19 protein-coding genes are annotated in these 21,797 nt (G+C 38.4%); 9 read left to right on the top strand and 10 right to left on the bottom strand.

The window, feature by feature from the left end:
• Positions 1-18: 18 nt before the first annotated feature.
• Positions 19-834, bottom strand: coding sequence for a 2,3,4,5-tetrahydropyridine-2,6-dicarboxylate N-succinyltransferase (locus H7U19_RS14085; RefSeq protein ID WP_186563505.1), 816 nt, complete (start codon positions 832-834; stop codon positions 19-21).
• 326 nt (positions 835-1,160) lie between these two features.
• Between H7U19_RS14085 and H7U19_RS14080 the strand changes: the two genes are divergently transcribed.
• The 6 genes from H7U19_RS14080 (at position 1,161) to H7U19_RS14055 (ending at position 4,800) form a co-directional block, all read left to right on the top strand.
• Entirely contained in the window at positions 1,161-1,424 is a 264-nt protein-coding gene (locus H7U19_RS14080) for a hypothetical protein (protein ID WP_186563503.1), read from the top strand.
• Between the two features lie 103 nt (positions 1,425-1,527).
• Positions 1,528-1,938, top strand: coding sequence for a Holliday junction resolvase RuvX (gene ruvX, locus H7U19_RS14075; RefSeq protein ID WP_186563501.1), 411 nt, complete (start codon positions 1,528-1,530; stop codon positions 1,936-1,938).
• A gap of 62 nt (positions 1,939-2,000) precedes the next feature.
• Complete coding sequence (gene def / locus H7U19_RS14070) at positions 2,001-2,591, top strand: peptide deformylase (RefSeq protein WP_186563500.1); 591 nt, start codon at positions 2,001-2,003, stop codon at positions 2,589-2,591.
• A 74-nt stretch (positions 2,592-2,665) separates the two neighbouring features.
• Positions 2,666-3,097 carry a DUF5606 family protein gene (locus H7U19_RS14065; RefSeq protein ID WP_186563498.1) on the top strand — a complete coding sequence of 144 codons (432 nt, stop codon included), beginning with the start codon at positions 2,666-2,668 and terminating at the stop codon, positions 3,095-3,097.
• Between the two features lie 90 nt (positions 3,098-3,187).
• Complete coding sequence (locus H7U19_RS14060; protein ID WP_186563496.1) at positions 3,188-3,859, top strand: Crp/Fnr family transcriptional regulator; 672 nt, start codon at positions 3,188-3,190, stop codon at positions 3,857-3,859.
• 74 nt (positions 3,860-3,933) lie between these two features.
• Complete coding sequence (locus H7U19_RS14055; protein WP_186563494.1) at positions 3,934-4,800, top strand: anti-sigma factor; 867 nt, start codon at positions 3,934-3,936, stop codon at positions 4,798-4,800.
• Positions 4,801-4,883: 83 nt separating this feature from the next.
• Here the strand turns inward: H7U19_RS14055 and H7U19_RS14050 are convergent, their stop codons facing one another.
• The 8 genes from H7U19_RS14050 to H7U19_RS14015 all read right to left on the bottom strand — a co-directional run bounded on the left by H7U19_RS14050 (position 4,884) and on the right by H7U19_RS14015 (position 15,954).
• On the bottom strand, positions 4,884-6,896 hold the full coding sequence (locus H7U19_RS14050) for a DUF349 domain-containing protein (protein WP_186563492.1): 2,013 nt from the start codon (positions 6,894-6,896) through the stop codon (positions 4,884-4,886).
• A gap of 97 nt (positions 6,897-6,993) precedes the next feature.
• Positions 6,994-7,737, bottom strand: coding sequence for a shikimate dehydrogenase family protein (locus tag H7U19_RS14045; protein WP_186563490.1), 744 nt, complete (start codon positions 7,735-7,737; stop codon positions 6,994-6,996).
• Positions 7,730-8,746: a DUF368 domain-containing protein gene (locus H7U19_RS14040; protein ID WP_186563489.1), complete on the bottom strand. Its 1,017-nt coding sequence runs from the start codon at positions 8,744-8,746 to the stop codon at positions 7,730-7,732. The genes H7U19_RS14045 and H7U19_RS14040 overlap by 8 nt, the downstream gene beginning before the upstream one ends.
• Positions 8,747-9,667 carry a polyprenyl-phosphate transporter gene (locus H7U19_RS14035; protein WP_186563486.1) on the bottom strand — a complete coding sequence of 307 codons (921 nt, stop codon included), beginning with the start codon at positions 9,665-9,667 and terminating at the stop codon, positions 8,747-8,749.
• 43 nt (positions 9,668-9,710) lie between these two features.
• Positions 9,711-11,099 carry a tetratricopeptide repeat protein gene (locus H7U19_RS14030; RefSeq protein WP_186563484.1) on the bottom strand — a complete coding sequence of 463 codons (1,389 nt, stop codon included), beginning with the start codon at positions 11,097-11,099 and terminating at the stop codon, positions 9,711-9,713.
• 151 nt (positions 11,100-11,250) lie between these two features.
• On the bottom strand, positions 11,251-12,438 hold the full coding sequence (locus H7U19_RS14025) for an aspartate aminotransferase family protein (RefSeq protein ID WP_186563482.1): 1,188 nt from the start codon (positions 12,436-12,438) through the stop codon (positions 11,251-11,253).
• A 21-nt stretch (positions 12,439-12,459) separates the two neighbouring features.
• Entirely contained in the window at positions 12,460-14,592 is a 2,133-nt protein-coding gene (locus H7U19_RS14020) for an OstA-like protein (protein WP_222597445.1), read from the bottom strand.
• A 339-nt stretch (positions 14,593-14,931) separates the two neighbouring features.
• Complete coding sequence (locus H7U19_RS14015; protein WP_186563480.1) at positions 14,932-15,954, bottom strand: glutamine synthetase beta-grasp domain-containing protein; 1,023 nt, start codon at positions 15,952-15,954, stop codon at positions 14,932-14,934.
• 273 nt (positions 15,955-16,227) lie between these two features.
• Between H7U19_RS14015 and H7U19_RS14010 the strand changes: the two genes are divergently transcribed.
• A complete protein-coding gene (locus H7U19_RS14010; protein WP_186563478.1) occupies positions 16,228-18,414 on the top strand; it encodes a glutamine synthetase III family protein in 2,187 nt (728 codons plus the stop codon).
• A gap of 80 nt (positions 18,415-18,494) precedes the next feature.
• Here the strand turns inward: H7U19_RS14010 and H7U19_RS14005 are convergent, their stop codons facing one another.
• Positions 18,495-19,163 carry a 3-keto-disaccharide hydrolase gene (locus H7U19_RS14005; RefSeq protein WP_186563476.1) on the bottom strand — a complete coding sequence of 223 codons (669 nt, stop codon included), beginning with the start codon at positions 19,161-19,163 and terminating at the stop codon, positions 18,495-18,497.
• Positions 19,164-19,490: 327 nt separating this feature from the next.
• On the opposite strand from H7U19_RS14005, the gene H7U19_RS14000 reads away from it, so the two are divergent.
• Both H7U19_RS14000 and H7U19_RS13995 read left to right on the top strand, forming a co-directional pair.
• Positions 19,491-20,669, top strand: coding sequence for an AIR synthase related protein (locus H7U19_RS14000; RefSeq protein ID WP_186563474.1), 1,179 nt, complete (start codon positions 19,491-19,493; stop codon positions 20,667-20,669).
• 73 nt (positions 20,670-20,742) lie between these two features.
• Positions 20,743-21,702, top strand: coding sequence for a DUF3078 domain-containing protein (locus H7U19_RS13995; RefSeq protein ID WP_186563472.1), 960 nt, complete (start codon positions 20,743-20,745; stop codon positions 21,700-21,702).
• Positions 21,703-21,797: the final 95 nt, after the last annotated feature.

The following is a 21,797-nucleotide window of genomic DNA, read 5'->3' as shown; positions in this document are numbered from 1 at the left end:
CTGTAGACTGCAAACTTTTTAAACCGCTACATCGTGCTCTCTCAAAGCATCGTTTAGCGAGGTCTTTTTATTAGTACTTTCCTTTCGTTTTCCAATGATTAGTGCACAAGGCACATTATATGTCCCAGCAGGGAATTCTTTAGCATAGCTTCCAGGAATGACTACCGAACGTGCTGGAACTACCCCTCGGTGCTCCACTGGCTTGTCACCAGTAACGTCAATGATCTTTGTACTCATGGTCAATACTACACCAGCACCCAAAACGGCTTCAGTTTCAACTCTGACGCCTTCAACAACTATACAACGCGAACCGATAAAGGCATTATCTTCAATAATTACAGGGGCGGCTTGTAATGGCTCTAAAACTCCACCAATACCAACACCACCAGAAAGGTGTACGTTTTTACCAATTTGCGCACAACTACCCACGGTGGCCCAAGTATCTACCATGGTACCTTCATCAACATAGGCTCCAATGTTAACATAACTTGGCATAAGAATAGTACCAGGTGAAATATATGCCCCATGTCTTGCAACGGCATGCGGTACTACACGAATCCCTTTTTCGGCATAACCCTTTTTTAAAGGAATTTTATCATGGAACTCCAAAGGCCCGGCCTCAATGGTTTCCATTTTTTGGATAGGGAAATAAAGTACAACACCTTTTTTAACCCATTCATTCACCTGCCATCCTCCCTCGATAGGCTCTGCAACACGAAGCTCGCCTTTGTCTAAAAGGTCGACCACTTTCCTTATGGCGTCTGTTGTTTTACTTTCCTTTAATAGTTCTCGGTTCTCCCAAGCGCTTTCTATAATTTGTTGTAAATCCGTCATTGGTTTCAATATTTTGGGCAAATATACTATCTAAAGCCTAAAATCGATGTGTATTTCGTCTTTAAATATCCTGAAAAATTTTGTCGAAATCCTGTCGATTTTCTAAAGATTTCGATGCCGTTTTTCCCGTGAAAAAATTATTTTTTTAGATGAAATGCATTTTTCGTGTTTTTAATCGATAAAATCGAGCACTTCCACTATTCATCGGTAAAAATTTCTGCTTCTCTAGTAATCGAAAATTCCGTGTGCTACAACTATTTTATTCTTTTTGAGCATTGATGCGGATATATATTTGAACCGTTGAAACAAATGAAACAACCCAAATCATGAAAACGAATTTTTACATCTTATTTATCTTATTACTTTCTTTTTCTGCCGTAGGCGCTCAAAATGAAATTAAGACTAATAATGTTGAAAAAACAGTTACTGTTTCTGAAACTGAAGAAGCTACAGTAATTATCGACACTGTAAAAATCAAAGAAACTATTGCTCGTAGCAGTAGCGATATTAGAATTTTCTTGAACAGAGAAAGAAAAGTTGATAACATCAAGTTAGTATTTCCAAAGATTCACAAAAGAAAATTATCATAAACTAGAACAAGTATTCAAATATTAATAATAAGGTTAAACACGAAAAGGGCTGTCCGAAAGGGCGGTCTTTTTTTATTTGGTTATTTTTGCGAAAATTAAGCGCATGGCAAGAATTTTAGCGATAGACTACGGGATGAAACGAACGGGGATAGCCGTAACGGATGAGTTGCAAATTATTGCCTCGGGTTTGACCACTGTGGACACAAAGGAATTGTTGGCTTTTTTAAAAGATTATATTTCGAAAGAAGAAGTGGAGTTAATTTTAATGGGAGAACCTAAACAAATGGACAATACCCCTTCAGAAAGTGAAGCTCTTATTCAGCCATTTCTGGAAAAGCTTAAAAGGCAATTTCCGAATATTCCCTTAAAACGCGTGGATGAACGTTTTACCTCAAAAATGGCCTTTCAGACTATGTTGGACAGCGGATTAAAGAAGAAGCAACGCCAAAACAAAGCTTTGGTAGATGAAATTAGTGCTACGTTAATTCTTCAGAGTTATTTGTATTCTAAATAACTTTCCATGCACATTATATAATAGAGAGTTGTATTTTTGCAAAAAACAATTTAATCCTAACGATGATTTTACCCATAGTAGCCTATGGCGACCCCGTTTTAAAGAAGAAAGCCAAGGAAATAACCAAAGATTATCCTAAACTTGAAGAACTCCTGGACAATATGTTTGAGACGATGTACAATGCTTTGGGACTTGGTCTTGCAGCACCTCAAATTGGGCTTCCTATTCGCTTGTTTTTAGTGGATACAGCGCCTTTTGCCGAAGATGAGGAGTTAAGTGAAGAAGAAAGGGAATCCTTAAAAGATTTTAAGAAGGTGTTTATCAACGCCACCATTTTGGAAGAGGAGGGCGAGCAGTGGGCGTTTACAGAGGGTTGCCTTAGTATTCCCGACGTTCAGGAGGACGTTTTTAGGCAGCCTAAAATCACAGTTGAATATTTTGATGAGCAATTTAAAAAGCACACCGAAACATTTGACGGCTTGATTGCCCGGGTCATTCAGCATGAATACGACCATATTGAGGGTATCTTGTTCACCGATAAATTGTCCAGTTTCAAAAAGCGGTTGATAAAAGGTAGGCTTTCAAACATTTCGAAAGGGAAGATAAATGTGGACTATAGAATGCGATTTCCTAATCAAAAAAAGAAGCGATAATTTTTGCTTTACTTTTGAAAAAGCTGATATTTGCCCTCCCGATAACCATGGGGATCAAAAATTAAAAATCTAGTATGGGCTTAGAAAAAGTTTTAGCAATTTCCGGAAAACCAGGACTCTATAAATTGGTCACCCAAACAAGAGGCGGTTTTGTGGCTGAATCTCTAATTGATAGCAAGCGTATCTCTGTTAGCTTGCAAAATAACGTTAGCGTACTTAGTGAAATAGCGATTTATACTTTGAACGAAGAAATCCCATTATACAAGGTTTTGGGCAAAATCAGGGAAAGGGAAAACGGCCAGCTTTGTAGTGTTGGACCAAAAGAAAGCAAGGATAAACTGGAGGAATATTTTTTCGATGTGTTGCCCGATTATGATGAAGATCGCGTTTATCCGAGCGATATAAAAAAGGTGATCCAATGGTATAACCTCCTTCAAAAGCATGATATGCTGGATTTGTTGGATGACGATGAAGCAGACGATTCATCAGCCGACGAAGAAGAATAAAAAGTTAACCTCCATTTTCGGAGGTTTTTTTATGGGTTTTTTGTAAGTATGATGTGGTTTTAACGACATTTTCTTGTAAAACAATCATCGATGGAGTCCCTTTGGTTTTTTGAAGACGTTAACCTATTTCAAATTCTTTGCCCGCACAAGTTTAAGGCCTACAAGGCAGACCACGATTTTGATGCCTACAAAAAGCAGGATTACATCTATTTTGAAGACGATTCGGCAAACAAAGTGTATCTGATTGAAAAAGGGAAAGTAAAGATAGGATACTATACTGAAGAAGGGGATGAGGTGGTAAAGGCCATTTTAACCCGAGGAGAACTATTTGGTGAAACGGCCATTTTTGGGGAGTCCAAGCGTGACGAATTTGCACAATCCATTGATAACACAACAAGTATTTGCCCCATAGGTGTGGAAACTATGCATGATTTAATGCGGGACAACAAAACCTTCAGCTTTAAAGTCTATAAATTTATCGGACTGAAACTAAAGCGATTGGAACGACGTTTACAATTGTTGCTATTTAAAGATGCCAAAACAAGATTGATGGAATTTTTGCACGAACTGTGTCACGACTATGGTTATGATTGCGAAAAAACCGGGGATAAAATTATTCATCATCCTTACACCCAAAAGGATATTGCTTCCTTAATCGGTACTTCTAGACCTACTTTAAACATTCTTTTGAATGAGTTGAAAGAGGATAAAATCATTGAATTTTCAAGAAAAGAAATAAGAATTTATAAAAATTCCGCATAGTGTTAGGTAGCTAACATTTTATGTTCTTCCCGAGCTATAATTTTGAATTCAAATAACAAATAAAAATTATAGCAATGATTAAAAACATGTTTTTCGCCTTAGCGGCAATAGGATTTTTTGCTACCTCATGTAGTAATGACGATGATAATTCTGGACCAACAAATTCTAATTTAACCTTTAACGCTCAAGGTTTGGAAGCCTTAGGTAGTGGTTATGTTTATGAAGGTTGGATTATAGTAAGCGGGGCACCAGTTTCTACTGGTACTTTTACAGATGTTTCAAGTGCTCAGGTATTTTCGGTAAACACAGAGAAATTAAACAATGCAACACGATTTGTACTTTCTATTGAACCAGCTGTAGACCCGGACCCAGCTCCGGCTGACACCAAGGTGCTTGTTGGGGATTTTTCTGGAAATTCGGCTACGCTTAATTCTTCTATTGTCGGGGATTTCAGCAATGCAGCCGGAGCTTTCTTTTTAAGAACTCCAACTGATGAAACTGGAACTAACAATGGAAATGACCATTATGGCGTTTGGTTTGGTACGCCAGGAATGCCTCCAGCACCGAATTTCGTATTACCCACTTTACCTGCTGGATGGGCTTATGAAGGCTGGGTAGTAGGGGATAACGGCCCAATTACCACGGGCACTTTTAATGTTTTTAATATGGCTGATGCTTTTGATGATTTTAGTGAAACTTCTCAACCCGGACCTCCAGTGCCCGGTGAAGATTTCTTTTTAAATGCACCTACAGGGGAAACTTTCCCATTGGATGTTCGAGGTAGAACTGTTGTAATTTCTGTGGAGCCTGTTCCTGATGATTCACCGGCGCCTTTTGCCATAAAACCATTGGTTGGTACTGCAGGACAAGATACTGCCCCGGCAACCCATGATTTTGGTGCTAACTTGGGTTCATTGCCAACAGGTACGGTTACAAGATAGTTTTTGAATTAGTTAATAGAAAATGTCAAAAAAAGAGCCTGATTTACAAAATCAGGCTCTTTTTTGTGGTATTAATGAATGTACTAATACATTTCCTTTATTTTAATGAGCTTGGATTTCCAAAGACTCAATTCTTCCTTATGTTTAGAAATATTGGTATTCACTTCCCTCACCAAAGGATTATCGTCATCCACATTTGTAAAAAACTGAAGGTTGTTTTCCAATTGATTGATTTGGCCCTTAAGGTCATCTATTTTTTTACGAATAAAAGAACGTTCGTTGTCCAAACCTCTATGATTGTCATCATTGCTATTTAGGGTTTCAAGCTTGTTTTCAAACTTGATCATTTCGGCCTCATTCTTATCCACCTTAAGCTTACCAAATAGCTCATCAACTGCTTTGTTGAATTTGCTTTCAATATAGCGTTTATCGTTAGGCACGCGCCCCAAGGTTTTCCATTTGCTGATATAATCCTTGAGAACTTCCAAATCCTTTTTCTTGTCTTTTGACAGTTTTAGGTTGTTTAAGGTTTGCAACAGTTCCTGTTTTTTGTTGAATGCTTCAACGAATTCTTTGTCGGCAGCATTACGCTTGGCATGAATACGGTCAAAATAATGGTTGCATGCCGATTTGAACTGTTTCCAAATTTTATCGCTGTCTTTTCTTGGTACGTGACCGATTTTCTTCCAGTCGCTTTGGATTTTTTTCATCAATGGTGTAGTCACGGCAAAATCCTCACTATCCTTATTGTCCTCGGCTATTTTAACAAGTTCTCTTTTCTTTTGAAGGTTTTGGTACTGTTCCTTTTTTAGCTCTTTGTAAAACGAATTTTTACGTCTATTAAAAGTTCTTACAGCTTCTTTAAATTTCGCCCAGGTTTCCTCATTAACTTTTATTGGTACTTTTCCAGCATTGAAAAAGGATTCACGCAGGGCTTCAATTTCTTTAATCTTTTTTTGCCAAGCACCGTGGCTACTGTTAGGTTCATCGGCAATGGCCTGAATGGATGCTATTATCTCAAGTTTTTTCTCAAGGTTTTTCTCGTAAACTTTATCAATTTCCTTATAGTATAGCTGTTTTTTGTCGTTGATAATTTTGGTGGCCGCCTTAAAACGTTCCCAAATTTCTTCACGGTGCTCCTTGCCAACTGGGCCCAATTCTTCCTTCCACATTTTGTGGAGTTCTTGCAACTCCCTAAAAGCACGCATTACATTGTCGTCTTGGGCCAAATCTTCCGCACGTTCAATAATTTTAAGCTTTTTTTCTAAATTGTGCTTAAAATCCAAATCACGTAAATCTCTATTGAGATGTAAAAAATCATAGAAGATTTCCACATGGTGGTGGTAGCTGTTCCAGGCATTATTGTATTTATCTCGTGGGATAGGACCTGTATTGCGCCAGCGTTCCTGCAGTTCCTTAAAATGTTTATAAGTGGTGTTTATGTTTTCTTCAACATTGATCAGCCCTTTCAATTCCTCGATAATTTCTAGTTTATCCTTAAGGTTTTGTTTGAGGTTTTGCTCAATGTTTTTATAATGTTCATTGAGTTTTCCTCGATATTCCCGATAAGCACTTTTGAATCGTTTTTGAATAGGATTGGAGTAGTAAAAGTCTATTTCGTTGCCCCCATCATTAATGAAATCTGCCTTTTTTTCTTCTAATAATGAATTGAATTTACTGTTGAATTCGCTTTTGATGCCATCCACATGCCTTTTAATGGCCTGAACTTTTTCGTTCTTCACCAATTTTTCAAGTTCAATCGCCAAAGATTCTAAGGACATTTTGTCGTATTCCTTAAACTCGATGGTGTGGCGCTCTTTATTGCCCTCGTCCTCGGCGTCCTCAGCGTTGGATTCGTCTATTTCGTTGATGGCTTCATCCTCGGAAGTAGTCTCTTTAGGGGCATCAGTTTCAGAGGGTTCAGGAGTATCATCTACCGCGTTTTTATTTTCGTCCACAACAGTATCTTCCGTTGTTGCGACTTCTTCTTTAACTTCCGGGGCTGTAATAGTTTCTTCGGCCTCATTTTCGACCTTAGAAACATCTATATCCTCTTGTTTTCCATCTGCTTCTTGCAGGTTATCTCGCTCTGACATTTTAAAAAATGTTTAGGGTTCGTCTAGTTTATTCATTAAAGATACTAACAACTAGATGATTTACAAAGCAGGAAAAGAGTTTTAACGAGTAAGTTTTCTATTTATGAAGATTCCAAATAGACCATGCTTTTTCGGCCTGAAGCTTCAACATCTTCAATCCGTTAATGGTTGTTGCTCCTTTTTCCTTACCCAATCGAAGGAACTTGGTTTCTTCTGGATTGTAAATTAAATCGTAAAGGATGTGGTGTTCAGAGATGCTTTCAAATGGTATTGATGGACAGCTGTCTACGTTTGGATATGTGCCTAAAGGTGTACAATTTACTATAATTTGGTGCTCTGAAACTATATCCGCACTCAACTCTTCATAAGTGAAACTGACAAGGTCTGAGGCCTTTCTCGATACATAGTTGCATTCAATATCTTTTTGCTTTAGTGCATAGATAACCGCTTTGCTTGCGCCACCAGTCCCTAAAATCAGTGCCTTCTTGTGATGCTTTTTTAATGATGGTTCTATAGATTTAATAAACCCGTAACAGTCCGTGTTATAACCTACCAATTTTCCTTTTTTGGTGACCTTGATGGTGTTGACAGCACCTATTTCCTTTGCTTTTTTATTGAGTTTGTCCAGATAGGGGATTACTTCTTCCTTATACGGAATGGTTACATTGAGCCCTTTCAAGCCCTCTGTATTCTTTACTATTTCTGAGAAAAGGGTAATTTTTGGAATATCGAAATTTTGATAGCTCACATTTTGAATACCCTCTTTTTGAAACTTTTTTTTGAAATAACTTACTGAAAACGAATAGGATATGTTTCTGCCTAAAAGCCCTAATCTATACATGTTTTTTTTGTTTTTGGCCGTAAATTTCTAACCCCACCACAATTGCGAAACCTAAGATAATATATCCAATGGCATAATATGTTTCCACATTCAGTTCGGGTAGAAATCGTTTATAATTTTCGATAATCTTTTCACCACGGGAGTCCAATAAAAACTCACCGTTTTCCATTTGCTTATAAATCGTTTTTTTCCATGGCCAAACCACACCTAGCGACCCGATAATAAAACCGATAATTGTAGCTATAGTAATACTTTTGTAATGTTTCAAAATGTAACTCAAAAGATGAGAAAACGTCACTAACCCCGCAACCGAACCCAATGTAAACATGGCCAGTACCTTAAGCATTCTTATACGTTCTTGGTTATCAATAAACCCAAAATCCCCTTGAAATAGCTCAGCAAAGGTGTCATAAAGAGCATTAACGGAATCAACCAAAAGCAGGACATAATTGCCCATTAAAATAAGAATGAATGAGCCTGAAAACCCAGGGAGTGTCATTCCAGAAACACTGATGATGCCACAGAAAAAAACGAAAAATAGATTGTCATTTTCCTTAGCAGGATTCAAAAAACTAATGCTCAGCCCAAGAATAATACCTAATGCCAGTGAGGTGTAGGTTCGGCTATTCCAGTCGTCAAAATCCTTGTTAACGTAATAAATTGAGCCAACGATCATCCCGAAAAACACGCTCCAAACATAAAGCTCATGGTGTAGAATAAGATAATCCAACAACTTTGAAACACTAAAATAGCTGATGATCATTCCGAGGAACAACAGACCCAAAAAACGCCCATTGATGTAGTTGAAAAAGCTTTTAAACCGACCATTGATAAGTAATTTGAAGGCCTTTGAGTTTACTTTTTTTAAGGAATATATAAACTCTTCATAAAACCCTGCAACAAAGGCCACAACTCCACCCGAAACCCCGGGTACTTTATTGGCGGCACCCATACCCAGTCCCTTTAAAACCAGAAAAAGCTTGTCCTTAAGCGTTCGGGTACTCTCCATTTATTGTTTTTTACTGCCTAGTTTTTCTAAAATAAAAATAGTTAAAAAGCCAACAACCATTAATACAATGGCATACGGAAAGAAATTTTCCCCCTCATAGGAAAAAGGAGATATACTTTCTGATAAGAAAGGTACTTCTTTACCGTGTGAGTCTGTTCGATAGGAGAGTACTTTTTTCCATGGCCAAATTTTATTCAACGATCCGATAATGAAACCGGTAAGAATTGCGAGGGTAAGGTTTTCGTACTTTTTGAAAAGCCATTTCAATAATTTTGAAAAGGATAAAAGTCCAACGATGGCTCCACATCCAACAATGGCTATAATCTTGATGTTGAAGGTATCTACAGCTTCTAAAATAGGCTTGTAAGCCCCTAGTAAAACTAAAATAAAAGCGCCCGAAATACCCGGTAAAATCATGGCGCAAATGGCTAAAGCTCCAGCAAGAAATAAAAACCAACTAGAATTGGATGAGCTAATTGAAGGAATTGTGGTAATATAAAAAGCGACCAAGCTTCCAATTATTAGGCCTAAAATAATTGGAGCGTTCCATGTCTTTATCTGTTTTCCAACAAAAAGAATACTGGCCAATACCAATCCGAAGAAAAAAGCCCATATCAATATCGGGTAGTGCTCTAATACCCATTTTAAAGCTTTCGCTAGAGATAAAACACTAACACCAATTCCGATAAAAAGGGCCAGTAAAAAGTTGCCATTTAATTGCTTCCAGGCGCTTTTAACCCCATCGGCTCTTAGTGTTTTGAATAAAGAAAAGTCAATATTGTTTAATGACGAGATTAGTTCTTCATAAATACCAGATATAAAGGCGATCGTACCTCCAGAAACTCCAGGCACAACATCCGCTGCTCCCATGGCAACCCCCTTTAAAGAAATAACAAAGTAATCGATAAACCGTCTTTGCATACAATGATTTTTAGGAAAACCAAAGGTATACAATTTGCAACAACTAGTGATTAGTTTTAAGTAAGCTTTTTATCTTGATATTGCTTAGTAGTTCGGGAAATAATTCGTCTATGATAAAGCTGTATTCAGCGTTGTAGCGCAGGCCATTTTTAAGATGGAAAATACCCTTATGGTTTTGATGCATTTTGAAGTGCAACCCGGCTAAGCGATACTCGATTTCAGCATTTTCGGGAAAAAAGTCCAAAGCTTGTTCGTAATTTAAGATCGATGCCCGATGTTCTCCGAGTTTAATCAATAAATCTCCTCTGGCAATCCATGTTTCAAATTCAAAATTACCCAAATCCAATGCCTTTCTGTAGCCTCTTTCCGCTTCTTCCAACAAATCCAAACGGTGATTGATTTGCCCGTACAGCTTCCAATACACCACATTTTCTGAGTCGATATTAAGGGCTTTGCTTATGTAATATAATGCCTTTTGGTAGTTTTTCTGTTTAATGAAAAACTTTGTTGTGGCAATCCAGCCTTTGTCCAATTGTGGGTCGACTTCTCTTGTTTTCTTGTAAAACTGAAGGGCACTATCATAATTGCCCAATTTTTCATGGCAACTTCCAATTCTAAATAAGGCAAAGGCAGATGGGTCGTCCAATTTTAGGGTTAGGTCATAACTTTCAATAGCTTCATAATATTTTTCTATTTTTTCTAAAACCTTACCACGCTCCAAATAGGCCCCTACAAAGGTGTCGTCTGATATAATAGCGAAGTCGAAAGATGCCAAGGCCCTCTTGTAATCCTTTTTTGTAAAGTACTGTTTGCCTAATTGATGCCAAGCGACCTCGCAATATGGATTTCTGTCCAAGAAGGTATTCAGGTAGTCAATTGCATCCTCGTGTTGCTCTAAATAATCAAAACAATACATAACATTATACAATGCTGAGTAGTCTTCGATATCCTCTTCCAAGCACTTTAAAAACTGCATTTTGGCATTTTCAAACTCATCTAAAAACAAATACTCCATTCCAATCAAGGAATAAATATCGACCACATCATCAGTGAAATCCAACGCATATTGCAATACTTCAATAGCCTTTTTATGATTGTCCTGTTTCGAATAAATATTAGCCTTTTGGATGAAGATTTCTTCGTTATTAGGGTCAATGGAATAGAGTTGGTTCAATAGGTCGTTGGCCTCACTTAACTTATCCTCAAACACATATACTTCCACTTTAAACAATTTCAAATTTATGGAAGTAGGGTGTTGTTCCAGCCCCAGTTTTATGGCCTTTTTGGCTAAGGCTATTTTTCCTTGGTTGAGGTAGTGGTGAATGATGTTTTCAAATTCTTCGGAATCGAAAAACAAAACGTGGTTGGTTTTTAACATCGATTCAAACTTAGTAAGAGGCAAATTGTTGTTGTCGCTTTGACTAAACTCCATAAGCAGTTTTAAGTTTTCTTCTGAAATAAAAGTAAGATTCTGGATGCCTTTTTTGGTGGAGAAATAGCAAATGTTTTTAACAAAGTAATGAACAACATCCTAAGATTTAGCAAAATAAAGGTGTTAATGTTTTGTTTTTCAGTATTTTAATTTATGATTTAGATGCTGTTTCATCAAGTGTATCCAAAATCATATTGCATCCTTTAATAATATCCTCATCTGAAATGGTTAATGGAGGTGTTATTCTAACGGCCTTTGGTTCAAACAGCAACCAAAATAAAATGAGACCTTTGTTTTGGCATTCGAGGATAAGGGAGTTGGCAATGTCTGAAGATTGCACAATCAAGGCAAGCATTAAGCCTTTACCTCTTATTTCAGTAATAAGAGGGTGCTTTAGGTGGTTCCGAATGAGTTGTTCCTTTTTTAGTGCATTTTCCATCAGGTCGTTTTCCAGCACCTCTTTTAAAGTGGCATGTGCGGCCGCGGCAATTAGGGGGTGCCCTCCAAAAGTGGTAATATGTCCTAATTTTGGGTTATCCATTAGTAAATCCATAAGCTGACCAGAGGCGGTGAAAGCACCAATGGGCATGCCTCCTCCTAAACCCTTGCCGGTCACCAAAATATCTGGGATACAATTATAATGTTCAAAACCAAATAACTTGCCGGTTCTTCCAATACCAGGTTGGATTTCGTCCAGAATAAGTAATGCGCCGACTTCGGTACAGCGTTCACGAACTTTTCTCAAGTAACCCTTTTTCGGTTCTATAAACCCCGCGCCACCTTGTAAGGTTTCCAAAATAACGCAGGCTGTTTTTTTGGTGATGTGTTTTAAATGCGATGCATTATTAAATCCAATAAACCGAACATCCGGCAACAACGGCCTGAAGGCTTGCTTGCGCTCCTCAAAACCCATAACGCTTAATGAACCCATGGTGTTGCCGTGGTATGCTTTGTTTGCCGCAATGATTTCACTGCGCTGTGTCGCGCGCTTAGCCAATTTTAGCGCTCCTTCAATGGCCTCGGTGCCAGAATTTGTTAAATAGGTCTTCTCAAGTGGTTTAGGTAAATGACTGGCTAATAGCTTTGTAAGTTCAACAGCCGGTTTTTGGATGTATTCACCATAGACCATTACATGGAGGTATTTGTCCAATTGTTTTTTGATAGCCTCAATTACTCTAGAGTTGCCATGGCCTATTGTGCATGCGGAAACTCCGGCTACAAAGTCTAGGTAGGCCTTTCCATTTGTATCGTATATATAGGAACCTTCGGCATGCGAGACTTCCATGGCTAATGGCATTGTGGTAGTTTGAGCTTGGTATTTTAAAAATTCAACTTTCATAAGCGTCAATTTTACCATTTACTAAGGTAAGATTTCAATCAATTCAGGATTCCATAATTCTAGATTCGTACTTGAATTAATTCGGCTTATAATCACTCTGAGCTTATGTCCATCATCATCCTTTTGACATTGTATTGTATGTTTTGTCCACTCTTTAGAAAGAGTAACGATTTTTTTTCTATATAATGAAGTGTCTCCTTCATGTTCCTGTAGAGCAATTAATACAGATCCCTTACCCTTTAGCCATATTGTTAATTTGAAATTTCCCTTTAATTTTGGAACGTGTTGGTATATATAGCCATTTTGGGATTTCGTACCAACCAATGTAAAGCTTGTAGCAGTATTTATTGGAGAAACCCCTGTGTTAGAATTGACCCTCACCCTCACTTTTTCCCATTCGCTAGCCTTGAAATTGTTTCTGGATATTAGTAAATTAGGATTTTTTTTGATTTTTGAACTTGCTAATTTCAGTGCTTTGGGTTTTTTGCCCTCAAAATTGAGCCGTTCCTTGAGCGTTCCATCAAAAAAATCGTCCTGAGGCACATAATCCTCAAGGCCTTTGATTATTGGAAGTTCCAAAGGCGGGTCATCCTTAAATAAATCTTCAACACTACTTGGCCTTTCTTCCTCACGCCAGTCAAAACCCTTCAGTAATTTATCTATTTCTGGGAATTCGGATTCTGGATAAATGTCGCCATCCACTTGGTTGATTTTCCTGACTTCCTCAATCGCATTGTCATTAATGAGAATATTTATTAAGCCTGATTTTGACTTATCAATACCTACCAGTTCGTTATTCTCATTTCTGAAATAATAAATGGATTGGGCGTTTTTGATAATATCGATGTGGTAGATTTCGTTATCATCATTAAACAAACCTATAAGCTTTTTTCCGTTGATTTGATTGTAGCCATCCCCAAGTGTGTCTTTGCTGATGAGAAAAGCATGATTAAAAACGATTAAGGAATCCATTTTTTCTTTTACGGTATCACTTTGCAAATGGATGGTATCTCCTGTCATTTGATTGCCAATGTTCCATAATATTGGTTTTCGGGACACTGAAAACGCATCGGTTTTTGTAGGGTCATTGATATTTATCAGTTGTGTTAATCCGCTTTCATGATTCACATGAATGGAATCCGCTTTACCGCTTAAATCCGATTTGTAAAGCTTTACGTTTCTAAAAACTCGCGTGATGCGCTTTTCTGGTTTTCCAGTCACCATAAGGGTATCCCCATGGATGTAAATGGAATCCTTTTCTTGAGTGGTGATGGCATAGGCTCTTTTAGTAATAAAAATGGAATCCTTAGCCTTGAAAATTTCGGCATAGTGTCCTTTGACCACACTATTATTGATGGTATCGATGATTTTGATATTATTTGTTGCAGATGAGAAATTTCTATTTTGATCAAAATATAGACTGTCCCCAAGGATTTCCTTACTATCGTAGTCAATCTTTGCGTTTTTCATGGCATAGCCAGTTTTGGCCTTGGTATCATAAAACCCTTTTTCGCAGTAGGTAATACTTTCTTCTGTAGTTATAGTTGACGGGCCGAACAAATAGGCGTGGCCAGTTGCGGAATAAAAATCGAAGTAATCAGAAAGTATTTTGGCATCCGGATTTGTGAGAACAACACTATCCACAAACTGGTATTTTTTATTTTCCATATAATACCGGCCGACCCTGCTGGTGATGATTCCTGAAGAATCTTTAACAACCTTTCCGTGATTTTGGTAAAACGCCTGCTGCCTTTCCCTGTCAAAATATAATGTGTCGGTCGTAATTGTGGAGTTAGGGTCTTTTAAAACTACATCGCCACTGGCAAATGCCAATTGGGTTATACCACTGTATTCCACATATTTTGATGTCATGTTAATGGTGTCGCCTTGAATCATTTTCACGTTTCCGTAGGCTTCTAGGAAATTTTCGTTTCCGTAATAATAGGCCTTGTCACACCACATATTGATACTTTCGTGAACGATGTGGACTTGCTCGGAATCGTCCCGGGTTAGGATTTTAGCACCGGGATAATTGTCTTCGTCAAAATTTAAAAATCCTGAATATTTGATTTCAATCTTTTTTTGGGCCACGGCCTCGTAAGTGGAAAAAATAGAAAATAGGGCGATAAAAACGAGTAAATGAAATGCTTTCAAAATAGGACTGTTTTGGGCAAAAATAAGGATTATAATAATGTTCAATACCAAATTAAAACTTAAAATCTTGCCATTTATTTTAGAACGCTTTTCGGACTTTGTTTTATGCCAGAATGACAAAAGGAAGAAATTGGGCTTGAGGTATTTCTGTTAGTTGGCGGGCAAGTGTGCGTTAAGGATTGTAGTGGAAAGCCCACAGGGTTTCCGACGCTAGGAGGGAACCCGAGGACTTGTAGCGGAAAGCCAGACCCGACGGTAGGAGGGGAACGCCCAAAAACAAAAAACGCTTCCATCTAAAAAGAAAGAAGCGTTTTAAGAATTTAACTAATTTATTAAGATTTAAATCTTAGCAGATTTAACGGTTTTAATAATTCTACCTGCAATTTTGTATGGATCTCCGTTAGAAGCAGGTCTTCTGTCTTCCAACCAACCTTTCCAACCGCTCTCAACAGTTGCAACAGGAATACGGATTGAAGCCCCTCTATCTGAAACTCCGTAAGAGAAATCAGTGATAGCTGCTGTTTCGTGATCACCAGTTAAACGTTGGTCGTTAAACTCACCGTAAACCTCGATGTGCTCTTTTACTACTGGACGGAAAGCTTCACAGATAGCTTCGTAAGTTGCTTTGTTTCCAGCAGTTCTCAACGTTGTGTTAGAGAAGTTTGCATGCATACCGGAACCATTCCAGTCCATATCCTTACCTAATGGTTTTGGATGGTACTCAATGTAGTAACCATACTTTTCAGTTAAACGGTCTAGTAAATATCTTGCAACCCAAATTTCGTCACCAGCTTTTTTAGCACCTTTGGCAAACAATTGGAATTCCCACTGACCGCATGCAACTTCCTGGTTAATACCTTCAAAGTTCAAGCCTGCGTCGATACATAAATCGGCATGCTCCTCAACTAAGTCTCTACCATGAGTGTTTTTACCACCTACAGAACAATAGTACATTCCTTGAGGTGCAGGATAACCACCAACAGGGAAACCTAAAGGCAATTGTGTGTGTGTGTCCATGATGAAATACTCTTGTTCAAAACCAAACCAGAAATCATTATCGTCATCATCAATTGTGGCTCTACCATTAGATTCGTGCGGAGTTCCATCGGCATTCAAAACCTCAGTCATAACCAAGTATCCATTTCTTCTTTCAGGATCTGGGTAAATAGCTACAGGTTTTAAAATACAATCTGAAGCCCCACCTTCAGCTTGTCTGGTGGAAGATCCGTCGAAAGACCAGTTACCGATTTCATCCAAAGTTCCTTTAAAATTTTCATGCTCTTCTACTTTGGTTTTACTTCTCAAGTTTTGAGTCGGTTTATAACCATCCAACCAAAGGTATTCTAATTTAATTTTAGCCATAATTAATGATTTATAGGTGTATTTTTTTATTTAATCCGAACAAATATAAATTTTTATTAAGATACTTTAAATTATTGGGGGTGCTTTTCATAAAAGCCAATGTTATTTTTATTTATACCCTATTTTTTGTGGGTATATTTTAAAAAAAGTATAGTTTTTTATATGAATACTGAAAAATTGATAACAATAAATTATCTGATTTTTTGCGATTATTTTGACATAACATCTATTTTTGCGCTATTGTAAAAGTTTAATTCCAAACTATTTATTCCCATGGCGAGTTTACGATTTCATGCCCTAAAGGAATCCATTTCCTATAAATCAAAAACATTTGTTGAAGCGGGTAGGCGTTCCGAATTGTTCGGCACTAATGTGTTTAACGAAAGTACAATGCGCCAGTATTTAACAAGGGATGCTTTTAGAGGCGTTATGAGTGCCATTGAGGATGGGTCCAAAATTAACAGGTCGGTTGCAGACCAAGTAGCTTCGTCCATGAAGGATTGGGCACTCTCCAAAGGGGTAACGCATTATACGCATTGGTTTCAGCCACTAACCGGAACAACGGCCGAAAAGCACGATGCTTTTTTCGAAACTACGGAAAACGGCAACGCTATTGAAAAATTTGGCGGGAGTCAATTGGTGCAACAGGAACCGGATGCTTCGAGTTTTCCAAGTGGAGGAATCAGGAATACTTTTGAGGCGCGAGGTTATACCGCTTGGGATCCTACATCCCCTGCTTTTATTTATGAAACTACATTGTGCATCCCAACGATTTTTGTGGCTTACACCGGTGAAGCTCTAGATTATAAAACGCCATTGTTAAGAGCCTTGCACGCTGTTGACGACGCAGCAACGGATGTGTGCCGGTATTTTGATAAGAATGTGAAAAAAGTAACCTCTTCCATGGGATGGGAGCAGGAATATTTTTTGGTGGATAAAAATCTAGTGGCCTGTCGCCCAGATGTTACCCTGACAGGAAGAACACTTTTGGGGCATTCCTCAGCGAAGGGGCAGCAGTTGGACGACCATTACTTTGGTTCTATTCCCAACCGGGCATTGAATTTTATGCGAGATTTGGAAAACCAATGTATGTTGTTGGGTATTCCCGCCAAAACAAGGCATAATGAAGTGGCGCCAAACCAGTTTGAAATTGCACCGATTTATGAGGAAGCAAATTTATCGGTGGACCATAATTCTCTTTTGATGGATGTGATGGGACGTGTGGCATCAAGGCACAATTTAAAGGTATTGTTGCACGAAAAGCCCTTTGCCAATATGAACGGTTCGGGAAAACACAACAATTGGTCATTGTCTACAGATACAGGCGTGAACCTTTTGAAACCTGGTAAAACACCGATGAGCAACCTGCAATTTTTGACCTTTTTTGTCAATACGATAAAAGCGGTTTATGAAAATGAAGAATTGTTGAGGGCAACAGTGGCTTCCGCCAGTAACGATCATAGGTTGGGGGCAAATGAAGCCCCTCCGGCCATAATGTCAATTTTTATTGGGGAGCAGTTGACGAAAGTATTGCATGATTTGGAGGGCGTCACTAAAGGCAAGCTGTCACCTCAGGAAAAAACCGATTTAAAATTGAACGTGGTCGGGAAAATACCCGATGTGTTATTGGACAATACGGATAGAAATAGGACTTCGCCTTTTGCGTTTACGGGCAATAAATTTGAGTTCCGCGCCGTAGGTTCCATGGCGAATTGTGGTAACCCCATGACGGTACTGAATACTATCGTAGCAAAACAATTGAAGGATTTTAAAGTTGAAGTAGATGCTTTGGTGGATGGTAAAAACTTTAAAAAGGATGAGGCTATTTTTAACATATTGCGCGAATATATCAAGTCCTCTAGGGATATACTTTTTGAAGGTAACGGTTACGGTGAAGAATGGGAAAAAGAAGCTAAAAAAAGAGGGCTGAGCAACAACAAAACCACTCCAGAAGCCTTAAAGGCAAAAATTGCAAAAAGCACGGTGGCCTTGTTTGAGGATATGAAAGTGATGAGCAAAATAGAAGTGGAGGCCCGCTACGAAATTGAAATGGAAGCTTATATCAAACATATCCAAATTGAAAGCCGTGTGCTTGGGGATGTGGCGAGAAACCATATTGTGCCAACAGCGGTGAAATACCAAAATATATTAATTGACAACGTAAAAGGGCTAAAAGAGATTTTTGGCAAGGATTACGAAGATTTGGCCAAGGAGCAACTTAAATTGATTCGGGCAATATCCGGCCATGTGGAAGGCATTAATGGGAAAGTCACCAAAATGATTGGTGAGCGCAAACAGGCCAATGCCCTTGCGGATGTAGCCAAAAAAGCCGAAGCATATTGCGAAAAGGTAAAGCCGTTTTTAGACGATATCCGCTACCATTGCGATAAACTGGAACTATTGGTAGATGACGAACTTTGGCCTTTGACGAAGTACCGGGAGATGTTGTTTATTAGGTAGAACTTTGGGGTTCAATCCAATGCATTAATTCATAAGTTTGAAATCATGTAGCTTTGCTCAGGAGGGGGCAGAGTGAATAGTTATAATTTCTCAATTGCAACTTTACGAAAATCAATTGGATATCCTTCATATTGCAATAAAACCCTACCTCCTGAAACAGAAGGCTCAATACCTTCGTTAACCAATTTACCATTAAGTTCTTGTTTTACTTTTCCGTTTTGTACTGTAATTACAATGGTATTCCATTCGCCAATAGGTCTTGTGGCATCTATAAAGCGTTTAGCCGCCACACTTTTACCAGGCTCGGTTACTTTCCCATTTATTCGAAGAGTGACCTCTTGAAGCAAAATAAAATCTCCCGTAGCGCCTTCTTTTACCTGAAACTGAATGCCCTTAGGCCACAGCATGTCCGGGGTATCCGATGGAACTAGGTACATTATGCCGCTATTTTTTTTAGTGCTTTTCTTTGTGAAAGTTGAATCCGTATTCCATCTGAACTCAACGGTTAGTTGAAAATTTTGAAATGATTGCTCGGACATAAGGTAACCAACTTTATTGCCATATAAACGAATCATTTGATGGTCAACCTGAAAGATATCAGTAGCATTATCATGTTTTCCGGTTTCTTTCTCGTACGCATACCAGCCATCTAAATCCTTGCCGTTAAAAAGTTCAATTGTGGATTGGGCGTTCGTTAAAGTTGGAACTAGTATTGAAACAAAAGCCAATAATAGGTATGTATTTTTCATGGTGATAAATGTTTAATCAAGTAAAATAAGAATTTTGATAATATATTTTATTAATCATAGTGTTTATTTTACAGTTGCTTTTTTTAGAACAGGACAACATGGTGTACAAGGAGGAGGTAGGCTTGCGTTTTTAATAAAGTTCATTGATTATTAAACGAATCTAGTAATTTTTTCCGACCGAGTCAAGAAGTACTGACAACACATGACATGTCAATTTTATGATCTTAAACTCGGTTAAAAACCTAGTTAATAAAACCCCTTCATAATCGATTTCAAATCCAACAAATCTTTAAAATATTCCGTTTCTTTGCACCATAATACAGTACCATGAGCCAAGAAGTTTCAAAACGCTATGCGCAACGCGGGGTTTCGGCCTCAAAAGAGGATGTGCACAATGCCATCAAAAACATTGATAAAGGGCTTTTCCCAAAGGCATTTTGCAAAATCGTACCTGATTATTTAACCAATGACGATGACTATTGCCTAATTATGCATGCCGATGGCGCAGGCACAAAATCCTCCTTGGCCTATATGTATTGGAAGGAAACCGGGGATATTTCCGTTTGGAAAGGGATCGCTCAGGATGCCTTGATTATGAACATTGACGACTTGCTGTGCGTTGGTGCAACGGACAACATTATGCTGTCCTCAACCATTGGAAGAAACAAAAACTTGATTCCGGGCGAGGTGATTTCGGCCATTATCAATGGTACCGAGGAATTGATTGCAGATTTAAAATCCTTTGGAGTGACCATTCATTCCACGGGTGGGGAAACTGCCGATGTGGGTGATTTGGTTCGCACTATTATTGTGGACTCTACGGTTACAGCTCGTATGAAACGAAGTGATGTGATAGATAATGCCAATATTTCGGCCGGGGATGTTATCGTTGGTTTGGAATCCTTTGGGAAGGCCACTTACGAAACTGAGTACAATGGCGGTATGGGCAGTAACGGCTTAACTTCCGCCCGACACGATGTGTTCCATAAATATTTAGCTGAAAAATACCCCGAAAGTTTTGATGCCGCCGTGCCTGAGGATTTGGTGTATTCGGGCGGTGTAAAATTGACGGATGCCGTTAAAGATGCCCCTATTGATGCTGGAAAACTGGTATTGTCCCCAACGCGTACTTATGCGCCGATTATGAAATCGATTTTGTCAAAATACAATAGCCAAAGTATTCATGGCATGGTACATTGCTCAGGTGGAGCGCAGACCAAAATTCTTCACTTTGTGGATGAATTGCATATTATTAAAGACAATATGTTTGAGGTGCCGCCACTGTTTAAATTAATACAAGAGCAATCCAATACCGATTGGAAGGAAATGTATCAGGTCTTTAATTGTGGACACCGCATGGAGCTTTACGTTGCGCCAGAAATTGCGGAAGATATCATCGCTATTTCAAAATCGTTCAATGTGGATGCCAAAATTATTGGTAGGGTTGAGGATTCAAGAACCAAAAGGCTCACAATAAAAAGTGAGTTTGGTGAGTTTGAATATTAGAAAATATAATTCAAAACTATCGAATGGAACAGTTTTTGATGCCATGAAGATTTTTTAATAAACCTAACAAACCATGTCTAGACGTCTTCTGGTCCTAGCCTTTCTGTTTACATTACAATTTAGTTTTGCACAACCCGATTCCCTCTTTATCAAAGAAAAAAAAGTTTATGATGGCCCGGTGTGGAAACAATCCCAAAAAGCCAGTTTGGATATCAGCCAGGTAAGTTTTACCAATTGGAATGCCGGGGGGGCCAATTCCATTTCCGCCCTATTGGGGTATGAATTTCAAAAAAACTATAAGGATAAATTTTACTTTTGGAACAATAGTTTTCGGGTCGGTTACGGCGTAAACAATCAGGAAAGCCGAGGGTTGCGGAAAACGGATGATATTGTTGAAATGACTTCGAACCTAGGTTATCAACCCACCGAAGACTCCAAGTGGTTTTATTCTGCACGATTTAATTTTAGAACCCAAATCACCAACGGTTATAACTATCCCGATACTGACAATCCCATTTCTAGATTTATGGCGCCTGGATATTTGCTTTTTGGAGGGGGGATGGAATACGGAAAAAATATTGAGGAACTGTCATTTTATTTCTCGCCACTGACGTTAAAGGCCACATTTGTTTTAGACCAGGAATTGGCCAATGCCGGGTCGTTTGGTGTTGAGCCTGGGGTTTTTGATGATAATGGTAATTTGATTAAAGAGGGAGATAACATCCGAACAGAAGTTGGTATTCTGATGACGAATAGCTACGCTCTTGAATTGACTAAAAATATTAGAGCCACCCATCTTTTAAGTTTGTACACGGATTATATCAATAATTTTGGGAATGTTGACGTGGATTGGCGAGTGAATTTCGATTTTAAAGTTAACAGTTTTGTTCGAGCAACTTTGGAGTCCCATTTGCGCTACGATGATGATGTGAAAATTTTGGAGCCAACAGCTGTTGAAGGTGAGTTCGACGAAACCGGTGCACGAGTGCAATGGAAGCAGTTTTTGGGTATAGGTTTTGCTGTTGACTTTTAAAAGGATTCTTATCAGGTATTTATAAAATTTGTTAACTTTTTCTTGTTGATAAATTTTTAAATTACTGATATTGATAATATTAACATAATATTGTT

It is taken from the genome of Hyunsoonleella aquatilis (assembly GCF_014270105.1).
Taxonomy (GTDB): Bacteria; Bacteroidota; Bacteroidia; order Flavobacteriales; family Flavobacteriaceae; genus Jejuia; species Jejuia aquatilis.
This window is presented reverse-complemented; position numbering and strand designations above follow the sequence as displayed.